Raw genomic sequence first — 11,352 nt, 5'->3', positions numbered from 1 at the left:
CGCTTACACTCCGTAGGTTCTGACGCCGCCACCGAGCTTCCGGCCCAGGGGGTTGACACCACACATGCTGAGGCGCCCGACGATCTCGAAAAACCAGAGATCGAGCTTGACGGTGAGCACGTAGAGGATGCTGTGGACGATAACGAATGAGACCGGGAACCAGAGAATGGATCCCAGGATCATGAAGACCATCAGCGAAACAAAGCATTCCGCCAGGAAGTACGTGTAGGGAATTCCCATCACTGTCGGCGGTCGTGTGAGAGCCAATATGACGGGATGGGATTCGATATATTCGTCGCCACCCTCGGCGGTGTTCCCTGCTCCTGCCATGGCTTAAGACCCGCTGCCAGCGAGGAAGTCGACGAGCTCGGCGGCGGCAAACATGCCGGCAAGGCTTCCTCCAACCCGAAGCAGCGCTCCCCAGGACCAGTAACCGAAGGCTGCGGCGAGAAACATGCCGATGAAGGCGATCGCTCCGACCGAACGGCCGAACGGGCCGGTAAAGAACTGCACGAGCCGGTCAGCAGCGTTTTGCAGCGCGTCGAGGTTCTGCGCCGCCGCCGGCTCGTACTGGCTGACGAGCAGGATCAAGCTCGCGGCAAGCACGATGGCGGGGTTTCCGACCCATTTCCTTTTGGCCAATGAGGACCAGGCTACGCTGCCGTAGAGAACGGCTGTCTGGACTGCCATTGCGATGGGATTCATTGAGACACCTCTTCCTTGACAATTTTGACCGGCCCGCCAGCATCATTCTGAGCCTCATCACGGTGAGGACGGACGTCTGACGGGGACGGGTTTGCAACTGAGAACACAAGCATGGGGGATTTGGCCCGGGCGGCCCGCCCGGTGCTGCGGGGGGCGGACGTCCGACTTACGGTCGATAGGACCGGTGTGGCCGCCGTGCCGGTATAGTATCCAACGACACGGGTGACATAGTCGGCGGTTTCGCGGATCAGTGGCAGGGAATGGCGAAGGTCGACGTTCGGCTCGCCGGCATTATAAGCGGCCGCGACCAACACGGGATTTTTGTATTTGGCGATCAAGACGCGGAGAAATCGCGTGCCGGCGCGGATGTTCTGTTCGGGATCGGTCAGATCGGTCGCACCGAAGGCTTCGCCGATCCGTGGCATGACTTGCATCAAACCGACGGCGCCCGCGGAGCTAACCAGGTCTGGATCGAAGCCGGCATTTTCGGCCCGCATCACCGAAAGCACCCAGTTCGGATCAACCTCCTCGTTGCCTGCAACCCTCAATGCAAGTCTGGCATAGTCCGTTGGGACACCGGATAGAAGATCCGGTCGGGCCTGTACTGGTGGCTCGCTGACATTGACCTGAGGTGCGGTTGCCGGCTCGGCGAGCTCGGGATCGGCTGTTTCCTGATCAAACGAGTATACGCTGACCAGCGAATGCACAGCGCGTTCCCTCCGGTCATTCGTACTTCCAGCCGCTGATCCTGATGATCGGCCAGCACTGTCACTAAACCCTGCGGTGAACTCCGACGGGCGAGCGCTGGTCCGAAGCGCATCAATGACCGGCCCACTAAATCGCTCGTTGAAGCTGGCAGAATCGATCGTTGGGATATCCCGCGTCGAGGTAGCATAGGCGGAAGGCTCCGGTTTTGGCGGTATGGTCGCCGCCTCGTCTGCCTTCAGCTCCATCCGGTCGGCAATGTGCCCAATGTGCGTCGGCTTTTCCGAGACGATGCGACCGCCACTGTCATCTGGGCCGGATGGGCCGGAGGCGAAACCGGTGAGCAGAAAAGCCGACGTTCCGGCGAGCCACAGCACGCTCCGCGAGGATATCTTGTGCGGTCTGTTCACAGGCGAAAGCGGAACGCTATCCATGGCTGAACCAATGCAAAATTATACTGCGGTATAAGATTTTGAACCGCATTCAGCCGTGGAAATCAACCCTAAACTTTAACTGGAGTATAATTAACGCGTTAGCGCGCTTCGTCAGCAGGAGATAATCATCAAGAACTTCAATCGTTTAGCCGTGACCATCTATCTCGGGTCCAGCGATACTGAATCTGTTCTTGGTCTCCCAAAATGCGAGCAAGACGGACGGCAGTGCCGCCCTTTACCAGTACCGAACCGGCGTCGGCGCCCGAAGTCGTGACAGAGATTCGGCACACAAAATTGGGCAACTCCTTCAGTATCCTCTCCACCGGATAACAGGACTCCACCTGATAGCGCCCGCCATCAAGTTCGATCGACAAACCCCTGTCTTGGACGGGCCCAAGACGGCGGCGTCCGAAGTCGGTCCCATATTCAAGTTGGCATTCGATGATGTTGCTGGAATAGCCTTTACAGGCCGCCAGGCTGAGATACGCAAAAGGTGCCGGCGGCTGTCGGCGCGGCTGATCGATCTGATGGCCGCATCCTGCCATCACCGTCATTGCCGCCAGAGATCCTAAGAGCTTCGTGAACAGACGCATAGTATCGCTTTCTAGCTTGCCTGCTGATAACCGGCATGTTCGAGGGCTTCGAGAAAAAGATCGCGGGCGAGCGCGCAATAGGGTGACGATGCCTGGGCCAGGTGAAGCTGGGTGAGCACCAGCCCGAGATCGAAAATAGTTGTCACGACCTCCTTCAGGTCGCAGTTGAACGCGTCCCGCAACATCTCGCGGCCATCGTGGCCTTTGACCACGATCGCGTAGTCGTCACGTGCGATGCTGTGCCACAACTCGATCATGCCGGTTTCGCCGACCACGCTTTCCGTGTCGCAGACGAGGAGGAGGGCGAAATCCGGATCGCGCATCGCGCTTTCTTCGATTGAGGTCTCCCCACGAAATTCCGTCAGCAACACGTCAGACGCAAAGATCATCAAGCGCTCGTTCACCAGAAGGCGCTTCTGCCCGAGCCGTACAAAGACGTTCATGACGGCGGAGCGGATCGCAGCGGGTGGAAGATTTTCCCCGCAGTGTTCACAGATCGATGTCAGTTGGCCGTCCAGAAAGGCGAAGGTGCTGTGGAACCGGTTGATGACGGATCGCTCGACATGTTCGGTCTGACCGCCTAGCGCCTCAATGAGTGCGAACCCATCAAGTCTTCTGCGCGGTTTCGCGAGTATATCGCTTTCCGGCTCAGACCCGGCGTCCCCCACCAGGCTTGAAGGGCCAACGACAACAGCTGCGGACCGTGTCTGTGCACCACAGTCATGGCAGTCCGCAGTGAACGGCACCATGTACCATTCCTTCGTCAGGAGGGATCGATTGTGTATCAGAGTAAAACCTTATTCTTGAACGACGGAGTACCGCCCGGCCCGCAGCCGAGACCAAATTTCCAACTTATACTCCGGTATAATTTACCAGCAGCAGATGGCTTGCTCAAGCGGGAAAGACGAGGGACCGGACACGTTTGGATTCCCTAGGCATTTAAAGGATGCGGTGATCACGCTGCTCCGCTGACGCGGACCCTTGTGAAAGAGGCATCGTCACCGTCTGGTTTGTTGCGATAACCGCAGCGACCGCGACTGCGATCACAAATTGCCAATTGAGGGCTTATCAGAAAAGGCGAAGGCCGCTTGGACACGCTTTCACCGTTTTCGCCAGGCGCGTGCATCACTCATTCACCGACGCGCCGGATCGCTCAATAGCTCGTTCCCGGAATGAGCTGTTCGCTGATCCGCCCAATCGCGCGTCCACGTAACCACCCATTCAGCGATCCGCGCATTCGCCGATTCACCGATTAACAGGATCGCCTGAACACCCATTCGCTGGATCGGTGTCTCGCCGGTTCGCGGATTTGCTTAATTGCAGATCTGCTGTTTCACTCAAAGGCCCAATCACTGCGTCACTCATTCGCCGACCAACCGATACGCTCAGACGTCGACGCACCTATTTGCGTATACGCGCAGTCGCCTATTCGCACATTCGCAAGCCCGTTAGATCGGCGAACCACCGATCGGCGGGTTCTCCCATTCGCTCGTTTGCGTAACCACCTGACCGCCGAGTCGCTGCATTTCGGCCGAAGGCTGTTTGTTCGAAAGAGTCCGCTCCCCGCCCCCCCTTCCACGCCTCTCCCTCATGGCATCGTCAAGTCTGAAAAATGAAAGACCGGGAAACCCTTGGTCTCTGAGGCGACTCGCCCCTCGGGCGAAAACGGCTATTGGTATACCAATAGCCTATCCTGCCATCTATCACCAAACCAGTCTGACCGCCGTGCCCGAGGCGCCCATGCTGTTGCGCGTCATCAGACAAAGCAACAGCGATCACAGGCTCGGGCCAGTGATCCGCGCCGAAGGAATAGCGCGGTGGACAGACTGGTTTGGTGATAGATGCTGAAGCGAGCCGTTGTCGCGAGGCGCCGGGATGGCCGTGACCGAAGGGGAACAGACGTCGATGGCGCACGAGCGATGAGACGGCGAGCGCGCGGCAGGAGAGGAGGATCACCTGCAGCGAATGCCTGAAGCATGAGGGCGCAGCGTAAGGTGATCCTCCTCTCCGTGTTGTTTGGGGAAGTCGCGGCAGCGTCCGCCTACCGGCCCGAAAGGCCGGGCGGGTCGAGACCCGCACCACAGGGAGAGGGGTGTTTGAGGGGAGAGGCGGCAAGTCTCTCCCCTCAAGAGCGCACGCAGGCTCGATGCCTGCAAGCGATCATGCCATAGGAACAGGCGAGAGACGGCCAAGCCGCCTCTCGCCTGCGTATCAATCGTGGACGACGCGTGCGATGCTGATGGCGATGCCCGTCTCGCTACGGATCGCACGGACGATCGGGGCGAGAGTGCCCAACTGATCATCGGTGAGTGCGACGAGTGTCGGATAGTCGACCTCGATGCCGTCGCAATCGGCCGAGAGCGCATAGTGCCATTCGCCGCCGTTCACACGGTACTCGTGTGTGTCGAAGTCGATTTCGAGGTCATCGAGCAGTGTGATCCGGAAACGCGCAAAGCATTCCTCTTCGCCATGAAGCTGGAAGGCGACGAGACCTTCCTCGTCGGGCTCGCTGGCGAGCTGGCGCTCCAGCGCCATGATGGATCGCAGCCGCGCAATTGCCGCTGCCAACCCCTCGGCGAGCTCGTCATGCAGTTCCAGCAAGAATTTGTCCTCGCAACCGATGCGATTTGCAAGCACGATGAGCTTGAAGCCCGCAAGCACCGCGAGCTGATGGACGTAATGCCAGTCATCGGACATATCAGTGTCTCCTTTCCGTCTCTGACGAAAGGAGGCCGCACCCTAGCCGCGAGGGGTCAGGGATCGCGGTACGCGACCGCCAGCGGCGGCAAGCGGAGGAGCCGATTTTCTGGCGATGGTCCGAAGGGCCGGCGGCTGAAAATTGGAGGGGGCCGCGCCGTCCTTGACGCCGGAGTGGCGGGTGCACAATGGGACGTCAGAGAGAGATAGACCACGGCGCCCAGGCGCCGTGCCCATATCCGGCGTCCAGCGGGCTGTGGAGCCTATCATCGCGCACGGTCGCGGAAAATTCGCGCCGCCAGTGCGCCAGGCGCGAGAGGGGGCGTGACCCAAATGGGCGGAGACCGCTTGCGGGCTCCGTGAGCGACGGCGAATAGCCACGGTCCGCCGCAGGCGGCTCGCCCGGATTATCCGTCGAACCCATAATCACTACGAATCAATCGAGACCGACCGATTCAAATATGTCGTTGGACGCAGAGTCGGCGTTGTCCGATTCTCCGGACCATGATTGCGCAGTCTTACCAGCTTTACGTCGAACGCACCGACCCCAAGGAAAACATGGCTCGCTACTATGCCATGTCGATCGAGCCCAACCTGTTCGGCGAGACCTGTCTCATCCGCCGATGGGGCCGCATCGGCGCGACTGGCCAAAGGCGGGAGCATCATTTTGCGCGTGAGGAAGAGGCCATCAGGCTCTTCCTTCAGATTTTGCGAAAGAGACGATCGCGCGGATACAGGCCGAAACCGCATGCCCGGCAAGCTGAATCGGCTGACAGATAGCGAAGGGTGCGCCGCGGGGCCGATACCCTCGTTATGCGGATGGCATGGGGCTGAAGAGGAATCGGACTCCGACCACTACCTCCCCGCAGTTATGGCGACAGGTTCCGGCAACTGCCGATACGGCGCGAAGCTTTGGGTTTGAAGCGCCGGACGATCCGGCGCGTCAGACCAGACGATTTGGCAAAAGCCGCCTCAGAAGGGCGGCTCGACGTCGATGACACCCTCCTGCTCGGCCATGATCACCGCCAGCTCGGCGCAGGCAAGTTCAAGTTCGATCTCGCTCTCACGGCGTTCTTCGCGGTACACGGCATTCCGCAACTCGGCCCGCAGCTCTTCAATGTGTTGTTCCAGAAGCATCGTCGTCTCCTTGACGTTTGTAAAAGACGACGCGTGCGGTCATGGAGGCGTGGCGGGGTCAAGGATCGCGCCAGCGACCGGCGGAGCCGGCGAGTGGGGGAGCCGATTTTGTCAGAGCGCAGGGAACCGGAGCGGAGGCAAAATTGGGGGCACCGCTCGTCCTTGAGGCCGGCACGGCGCCATGGCATCCTCGGACGGACTGAGCAGACATTTCCTCTCCGTATCGCACCCGAACGCGAGGGCGGGCTCGATGCCCGTCCTCGGGTTACTGGACGCGCACGCACGTGAATAGCTGTGGAGATCCGGGCTTTCAACGGCATTTGCCGAAGCGTGTCGATGACAGCGACGATCGGCAATGACAGGTATTCTGCATCTGAAACGATGCGGAGAAGAAAATGACCACAACCAATGAAATTGCCGACAAGATCGCAGCAGCTCACAGCCTTACTAAGGCACAGGGCAAGGCCATCGTCGAAGCAGTCATCGCTTCGATTACCGAGGCGGCGGTGGCCGGCAATGAAACCAGCCTGCCGGGCTTCGGCAAGTTTAAAGTGAAAGCCACCCCGGAGCGCGAGGCACGCAATCCTGCGACCGGCGCGACGATCAAGGTCGCCGCGGCCAAGAAGCTGGCGTTCACGCCGGCAAAGGCGCTGAAAGACGCGCTGAACAAGTAATCTTGCCGAGCCAAGCAAAAAAATAGCCCGGCACCGAGCCGGGCTAATTTCGTTCTGGCATGGCGTCAGCGCGCGGACGTCCGCTCAAGGAGATCCTGGATGATCGTGTCGCTGACCGCGTGATGCGCTTCACGGGCATGGTCGTCCAGCAGCTTGTGAAGAACGCCGGATGCCAAGGGTATGAAGTCGAAACCAAGTGCGATCGCCGCGGTCCGCAGTTGGGACAGTGTCTCGAACTCCCGGGCGGCCGTCCCCAGCCAGAGTTCCAGGTCCTCGCCTTCGGCATCTGAAAATGCCTGAAGGAAGAACGTCTGAAGCGGACGGTCGTAACCGATAATGGCATCCGGGTCGGCGTGGCGGGATGCGGTCCTGGTGACGGTAATTGTGTAGCGGCTCATAGGGGCCTCCTTTGGAAAGGGGACGCCGGCCCCGATTTCGGGGCCGGCGGTCCGGTTCAGGCCGGGCTGTTCCAGAGGATGACCTTCTTGCCGGGTTCGCCGCCGGGTGCCGGGGCGACATTTCCGAAGATCACGCCGATCTCGGGCGCTTCGAGCTTCGTGGAGATGTACTCTTCGCCGGTCTGCCGGGAGATGCGGTTCCAGCCTGCGCCGATCTCAAAGCCGGTCTTACGGTGGATGATGCGGTAGTCCGGGGCTTCTTCGCTCGCCTTGCTGGCGTTCGGGATGAGGGCGATCGGGGCGTTGACCCGGATGGTGGCGAAGACGCCTTCGAGCGTGCCGTCGGTCTTTTCGGTGAGGGCTGCGATCGTGGTGGCCATGGGATTGTCTCCTTCGTTGCATCGGGACCATTCCCGATGGCGCCCGAAGAAGGGGCTGAGCCGCAGGCGTCACCGAAGCTTTAGCGAAGGGGAACCCCCTTGCGGGGTTGACGCTGATCGCGGCCGGTCCCTTAGAAAGGCGACATAAAGAACGGGAATGGTCCTTGATTGCGACGTCGCCGCGAGACCTCGCCTTGGCTGCCCTTTGCGGACCCGCCGAGTGCCACGCTCGTCGATTGCGTCGGTGAGTGTTGGGGTCAACGGATGCTGGCCGCCAATCATCTGACGCGACGCCCGAGATCAGCACCGTCCTAATCCCATCGTCATTGTCAGAAATGGCTTCGCTCGGTGTGGCGCTCGAATTTCCGTACGCGGTGGCGCGACAGCAGCTCGGTTGAATAGAGGTCACAACACCGGCTTGATTGCCGGGCGTCGCTCCCGCCCCGATGGTCAGGAAAATGAGACCAGCCGAAAACAGCCGCCAGGCGGAGAGTTGCTTCCTGAGGACGGCCTCCGACGTTGATGGCGCCGACGATGTAGTTGCCCGAGATGTCCCGGATGATGACCGTTTCGATCGCCGCTCAATCGAGGCGGTTGATCCGGCCTGTTCGGCCACGGACCTCCGCGAACAGCCTGGCGATCTTTATCATGAAGGGTTTGCTGAAGCGGCCGAGAATGTCCTGGCCCGGCTCGATGTACCAGGAGCGTTCGACAATGTCGTAATTGTATTCGTCGGCCATGATCCAGCACTGCTTCAGATCGCTTAGGCCCGCGCGCTTGCGCTCGATCTCCGGGATCTCCAGAGCGGCCCGACCTGTCTGCGGCGGCTGCGTGGTGATGGCGAGAAGGGCCAAATGGGTATTCCCATCGGAGGCGCTTCGGATGGCGATGACGACGCAGACCGGTCGCTGCTTGCGGCCTTCGGTCTCGCCGCGCTGTTGCTGCCAGGCCCAGAGATATGGATAGGTGATGACTTCGCCGGGCCGGAATTCATGGCTCATCGTCGTAGCCTTCGCCGCGCGCCAGCCGGTCGATCGCCTCGTCGAACAGTTCCGCATGGTCGGCGGGCATTTCGGAAATATAATAGGCGCGGCGCGGGTCGCCGCCCGTGCGCATGCGCTCATAGTGCTCGTAACTCATCAGCACAAAGCGAGGCTTCTTGTGGCGGGTGAGCATGACCGGTTCGCGGCTTGCCGCATCGGTAATATCGCCGATCTGTTTGTTCAGGTCGCCTGTGGTGAACTGCTTCATGGCTATGGTCTCCAATGGACTTCCATATATTCCATGTTTTCCATATTTTCAAGGAAAACGGCACTCACGCGCCGTCTCCTGAAGCCTGCCAGACTGGAATGCCGAGGCGACGCGCCTTGTCGGCAAGGTTACCGGTGATGCCGTTTCCGGGAAAGACGATCAATCCGACGGGCATGACCGACAGCATGTCGTCATTGCGTCGAAACGGAGCGGCCTTCGCGTACTTGGTCCAGTTGGGTTTGAAGGTGATCTGCGTCACCTTGCGGGCTTCCGCCCAGCAGGCGGCGATGCGTTCAGCACCTTTCGGCGAGCCGCCGTGCAGCAAAACCATATCAGGGTGTTTGACATGCACCTGATCGAGCTTGGCCCAGATGCGCTCATGATCGTTGTAGTCCATGCCACCGGAGAAGGCGACCTTGGTGCCGACCGGGATCAGCACCTCGGTCTCGGCGCGCCGTCGGGCGGAGAGGAAGTCCCGACTGTCGATCATCGCCGCCGTCATGGTCGCGTGGTTGACCTTGGAGCCGGTGCGCGGTCGCCAGGACGATCCGGTCTGCGCCTCGAACAGGTCGGCTGCGTAATCACGCATGAACTCGAAGCTATTCCTGCGCTCCAGGAGCGTGATGCCCTCGGCGATGAGGCGTTCGAGCTCGACACTCTTCACCTCCGAGCCGTCCTGCTCGCGCTGGCCGGTGCGTTGCGCTTCTTCGTTGCGGTCGAGTTCGCGCTGGATGCGTTCGCCGGCGCGATGGAAAAGATTGGGGATCGACCAGAACAGATCTTCGAGATCGGGTTCCAGCCGGGTGTCGCCGAGCATTTCGGCAAGGGCATCGAAGATCGTGGTGATCGAAGACTGCACCTGCGGTTCCTCCGGCAATGGCCGCGGGTCGGGCTCGTCCTGGAAGGGGCGATAGCCGAAGACCTGCATCTCGTAGATGAAGCGATCAGTCGGCGAGGACGCGTGGTGGGGCTCGAAGGTGTCGTCGGGGTGAAGGATCATGTCCATGATGGTCTCCGTGGGTTTGGGCCGCGCCTGTCGCGGCCTGACGGCGAACCCGATCAAGGGGGCCGAGGCCGGAACCGCAAGCGAAGTGCCGCGGCCCAGCGAAGCGCCGGGCGGCGGAGGGAGGGTTTCTTGATCCGCGAGGAATGACGGACCGCGCCTGCGGTCTGGCAGGGGAAGAAACCTGACCGACCCGCTGAAGGCCCGAGGCCCGCGTGGTAAGGGTCGCCTCTCGGCAGGCCCGCGGGCGCGCGCTCATCCTATGAGACCCGTGGACCGCCGCCCTTCGCGAATGCCGCCACACCTCCCCCCACGCCGTTCCGACCCGCTTCACGTAGGCAAAAATGCCATCGCGTCTTCCGGAGTGAGTTGCGCCCTGAGGCTAGCGGTCAGCCGGTCCGGGCCCAGCCAGCGAAGATCCTCATTGAAGTCGCCGAGCTCAGGCGACAGCACCAGCGGCAGGATCCCCTCTTCCTGTGCCCGGCGGCTCAACGCTTCGATCCCGTGTCGGCCGGCGGCATCCGCGTCAGCTGCGATGTAAACGCGCCGGCATTCCGGCGGGAAGCGGAAGGCGGCAAGGTGATTAGCCGTGAGCGCCGCCACCATCGGCATGCTGGGCATCACGTGTGAGAGTGACAGCATGGTCTCAAGCCCCTCGCCTGCCGCCATTACCGGCACAGGCGCATTGACCGGAAAGCCGAAGCGGACGCCGTTACCGAGGAGCCCGCCAAGTGCGCGGCGCGGATCGTCGACCTTCGCCTTGCCGTCGCCCTCGGGATCAAGCCAGCTACGATGCACGCCGGTGATGGCCCCGGCACAGTCGGTCACGGCGGCAATCAAGGCCGGATGGCTGCTCGTGCGGCCGGTCACGAGATCGCGATAGTAGCAGGACGGATGAAACCGCAGCGCCAAATGGGTGGATGCCCGCAAAATGCCGCGCTTGCGGAGATAGGCATCGGCCAATGTGCCGGCCAGCGGCTGCGTTGTCCGAAACAGACGCCTGGCCCGCTCAGACGCCGGCCGCTCGACCGCCGCAGAATTTTGGGCGTGCCTCCTGAGAGACGATACCGGCTCGGGTCGAGGCAGGCTGAGGAAACGACGCGCTTCCTCGGCCACGTCTCGGAAATCGACCAAACCGCAGGTCTCGCGGACGAGGTCGAGCAGATCACCAAACTGGCCGGTCGCCGCATCGGTCCATCGGCCGGCGCGAGGACCGACCAGATGGACATAGAGGGACCGGCCCTTGTTGTTGCCGACATCGCCGACCAGCCAGTAGTTGCCCACACGGCGGCCGGCCGAGAGATAGTGGCGGCAGACCGCCTCAGCGTCTTGCGCGAGACGATCTGCCAGATCGGAGGCGGAAAGCATGGCAGGC

At 61.3% G+C, this 11,352-nt stretch carries 16 protein-coding genes; 3 read left to right on the top strand and 13 right to left on the bottom strand.

Going from position 1 to position 11,352, the window contains the following annotated elements; genetic code table 11:
- Positions 1-3: 3 nt before the first annotated feature.
- The 6 genes from GA0061103_RS29990 to GA0061103_RS29965 all read right to left on the bottom strand — a co-directional run bounded on the left by GA0061103_RS29990 (position 4) and on the right by GA0061103_RS29965 (position 5,134).
- Positions 4-330: a VirB3 family type IV secretion system protein gene (locus GA0061103_RS29990; protein WP_092718151.1), complete on the bottom strand. Its 327-nt coding sequence runs from the start codon at positions 328-330 to the stop codon at positions 4-6.
- 3 nt (positions 331-333) lie between these two features.
- A complete protein-coding gene (locus GA0061103_RS29985; RefSeq protein ID WP_092718148.1) occupies positions 334-705 on the bottom strand; it encodes a TrbC/VirB2 family protein in 372 nt (123 codons plus the stop codon).
- On the bottom strand, positions 702-1,787 hold the full coding sequence (locus GA0061103_RS29980; protein WP_245304905.1) for a lytic transglycosylase domain-containing protein: 1,086 nt from the start codon (positions 1,785-1,787) through the stop codon (positions 702-704). The genes GA0061103_RS29985 and GA0061103_RS29980 overlap by 4 nt, the downstream gene beginning before the upstream one ends.
- Positions 1,788-1,981: 194 nt before the next feature.
- Entirely contained in the window at positions 1,982-2,437 is a 456-nt protein-coding gene (locus GA0061103_RS29975) for a hypothetical protein (protein WP_092718140.1), read from the bottom strand.
- Positions 2,438-2,448: 11 nt separating this feature from the next.
- A complete protein-coding gene (locus tag GA0061103_RS29970; protein ID WP_245304904.1) occupies positions 2,449-3,186 on the bottom strand; it encodes a hypothetical protein in 738 nt (245 codons plus the stop codon).
- 1,462 nt (positions 3,187-4,648) lie between these two features.
- A complete protein-coding gene (locus GA0061103_RS29965; protein ID WP_092718130.1) occupies positions 4,649-5,134 on the bottom strand; it encodes a hypothetical protein in 486 nt (161 codons plus the stop codon).
- Between the two features lie 504 nt (positions 5,135-5,638).
- On the opposite strand from GA0061103_RS29965, the gene GA0061103_RS29960 reads away from it, so the two are divergent.
- On the top strand, positions 5,639-5,914 hold the full coding sequence (locus GA0061103_RS29960; protein WP_092718127.1) for a WGR domain-containing protein: 276 nt from the start codon (positions 5,639-5,641) through the stop codon (positions 5,912-5,914).
- Positions 5,915-6,106: 192 nt separating this feature from the next.
- Here the strand turns inward: GA0061103_RS29960 and GA0061103_RS35170 are convergent, their stop codons facing one another.
- Positions 6,107-6,271, bottom strand: coding sequence for a hypothetical protein (locus tag GA0061103_RS35170; protein WP_167376671.1), 165 nt, complete (start codon positions 6,269-6,271; stop codon positions 6,107-6,109).
- A gap of 395 nt (positions 6,272-6,666) precedes the next feature.
- Here GA0061103_RS35170 and GA0061103_RS29950 point away from each other — a divergent pair, with 395 nt between their 5' ends.
- The gene (locus GA0061103_RS29950; protein WP_092718124.1) at positions 6,667-6,945 is read left to right on the top strand and encodes an HU family DNA-binding protein; all 279 of its coding nucleotides are present in this window, start codon (positions 6,667-6,669) and stop codon (positions 6,943-6,945) included.
- Positions 6,946-7,010: 65 nt separating this feature from the next.
- Here the strand turns inward: GA0061103_RS29950 and GA0061103_RS29945 are convergent, their stop codons facing one another.
- The 5 genes from GA0061103_RS29945 to GA0061103_RS29925 all read right to left on the bottom strand — a co-directional run bounded on the left by GA0061103_RS29945 (position 7,011) and on the right by GA0061103_RS29925 (position 9,980).
- On the bottom strand, positions 7,011-7,343 hold the full coding sequence (locus tag GA0061103_RS29945) for a hypothetical protein (RefSeq protein WP_092718120.1): 333 nt from the start codon (positions 7,341-7,343) through the stop codon (positions 7,011-7,013).
- Positions 7,344-7,399: 56 nt separating this feature from the next.
- A complete protein-coding gene (locus tag GA0061103_RS29940) occupies positions 7,400-7,723 on the bottom strand; it encodes a DUF736 domain-containing protein (RefSeq protein ID WP_092718117.1) in 324 nt (107 codons plus the stop codon).
- Positions 7,724-8,304: 581 nt separating this feature from the next.
- On the bottom strand, positions 8,305-8,724 hold the full coding sequence (locus GA0061103_RS29935; RefSeq protein ID WP_092718113.1) for a hypothetical protein: 420 nt from the start codon (positions 8,722-8,724) through the stop codon (positions 8,305-8,307).
- Positions 8,714-8,974, bottom strand: coding sequence for a type II toxin-antitoxin system Phd/YefM family antitoxin (locus GA0061103_RS29930; RefSeq protein ID WP_092718110.1), 261 nt, complete (start codon positions 8,972-8,974; stop codon positions 8,714-8,716). The genes GA0061103_RS29935 and GA0061103_RS29930 overlap by 11 nt, the downstream gene beginning before the upstream one ends.
- Positions 8,975-9,038: 64 nt before the next feature.
- Positions 9,039-9,980 (bottom strand): DUF2493 domain-containing protein, encoded by a 942-nt coding sequence (locus tag GA0061103_RS29925; RefSeq protein ID WP_092718107.1) that lies wholly within the window; start codon positions 9,978-9,980, stop codon positions 9,039-9,041.
- On the opposite strand from GA0061103_RS29925, the gene GA0061103_RS35595 reads away from it, so the two are divergent.
- A complete protein-coding gene (locus GA0061103_RS35595) occupies positions 9,979-10,113 on the top strand; it encodes a hypothetical protein (RefSeq protein WP_280949806.1) in 135 nt (44 codons plus the stop codon). The genes GA0061103_RS29925 and GA0061103_RS35595 overlap by 2 nt on opposite strands.
- Before the next feature lie 194 nt (positions 10,114-10,307).
- Here the strand turns inward: GA0061103_RS35595 and GA0061103_RS29920 are convergent, their stop codons facing one another.
- Entirely contained in the window at positions 10,308-11,345 is a 1,038-nt protein-coding gene (locus tag GA0061103_RS29920) for a DUF7146 domain-containing protein (protein ID WP_092718104.1), read from the bottom strand.
- Positions 11,346-11,352: the final 7 nt, after the last annotated feature.

Source organism: Martinezella multihospitum, assembly GCF_900094585.1.
Lineage (GTDB): Bacteria > Pseudomonadota > Alphaproteobacteria > Rhizobiales > Rhizobiaceae > Rhizobium > Rhizobium multihospitium.
The sequence above is the reverse complement of the archived record's forward strand: the minus strand, read 5'-3'. Positions and strand labels throughout refer to the sequence as shown.

Bases quoted from the DNA above. Each gene is read 5' to 3' on its own strand.
- GA0061103_RS29990 (WP_092718151.1), bottom strand. From the start codon at position 330: ATGGCAGGAGCAGGGAACACCGCCGAGGGTGGCGACGAATATATCGAA.
- GA0061103_RS29985 (WP_092718148.1), bottom strand. From the start codon at position 705: ATGAATCCCATCGCAATGGCAGTCCAGACAGCCGTTCTCTACGGCAGC.
- GA0061103_RS29975 (WP_092718140.1), bottom strand. From the start codon at position 2,437: ATGCGTCTGTTCACGAAGCTCTTAGGATCTCTGGCGGCAATGACGGTG.
- GA0061103_RS29970 (WP_245304904.1), bottom strand. From the start codon at position 3,186: ATGGTGCCGTTCACTGCGGACTGCCATGACTGTGGTGCACAGACACGG.
- GA0061103_RS29965 (WP_092718130.1), bottom strand. From the start codon at position 5,134: ATGTCCGATGACTGGCATTACGTCCATCAGCTCGCGGTGCTTGCGGGC.
- GA0061103_RS29960 (WP_092718127.1), top strand. From the start codon at position 5,639: ATGATTGCGCAGTCTTACCAGCTTTACGTCGAACGCACCGACCCCAAG.
- GA0061103_RS35170 (WP_167376671.1), bottom strand. From the start codon at position 6,271: ATGCTTCTGGAACAACACATTGAAGAGCTGCGGGCCGAGTTGCGGAAT.
- GA0061103_RS29950 (WP_092718124.1), top strand. From the start codon at position 6,667: ATGACCACAACCAATGAAATTGCCGACAAGATCGCAGCAGCTCACAGC.
- GA0061103_RS29945 (WP_092718120.1), bottom strand. From the start codon at position 7,343: ATGAGCCGCTACACAATTACCGTCACCAGGACCGCATCCCGCCACGCC.
- GA0061103_RS29940 (WP_092718117.1), bottom strand. From the start codon at position 7,723: ATGGCCACCACGATCGCAGCCCTCACCGAAAAGACCGACGGCACGCTC.
- GA0061103_RS29935 (WP_092718113.1), bottom strand. From the start codon at position 8,724: ATGAGCCATGAATTCCGGCCCGGCGAAGTCATCACCTATCCATATCTC.
- GA0061103_RS29930 (WP_092718110.1), bottom strand. From the start codon at position 8,974: ATGAAGCAGTTCACCACAGGCGACCTGAACAAACAGATCGGCGATATT.
- GA0061103_RS35595 (WP_280949806.1), top strand. From the start codon at position 9,979: ATGATGGTCTCCGTGGGTTTGGGCCGCGCCTGTCGCGGCCTGACGGCG.
- GA0061103_RS29925 (WP_092718107.1), bottom strand. From the start codon at position 9,980: ATGGACATGATCCTTCACCCCGACGACACCTTCGAGCCCCACCACGCG.
- GA0061103_RS29920 (WP_092718104.1), bottom strand. From the start codon at position 11,345: ATGCTTTCCGCCTCCGATCTGGCAGATCGTCTCGCGCAAGACGCTGAG.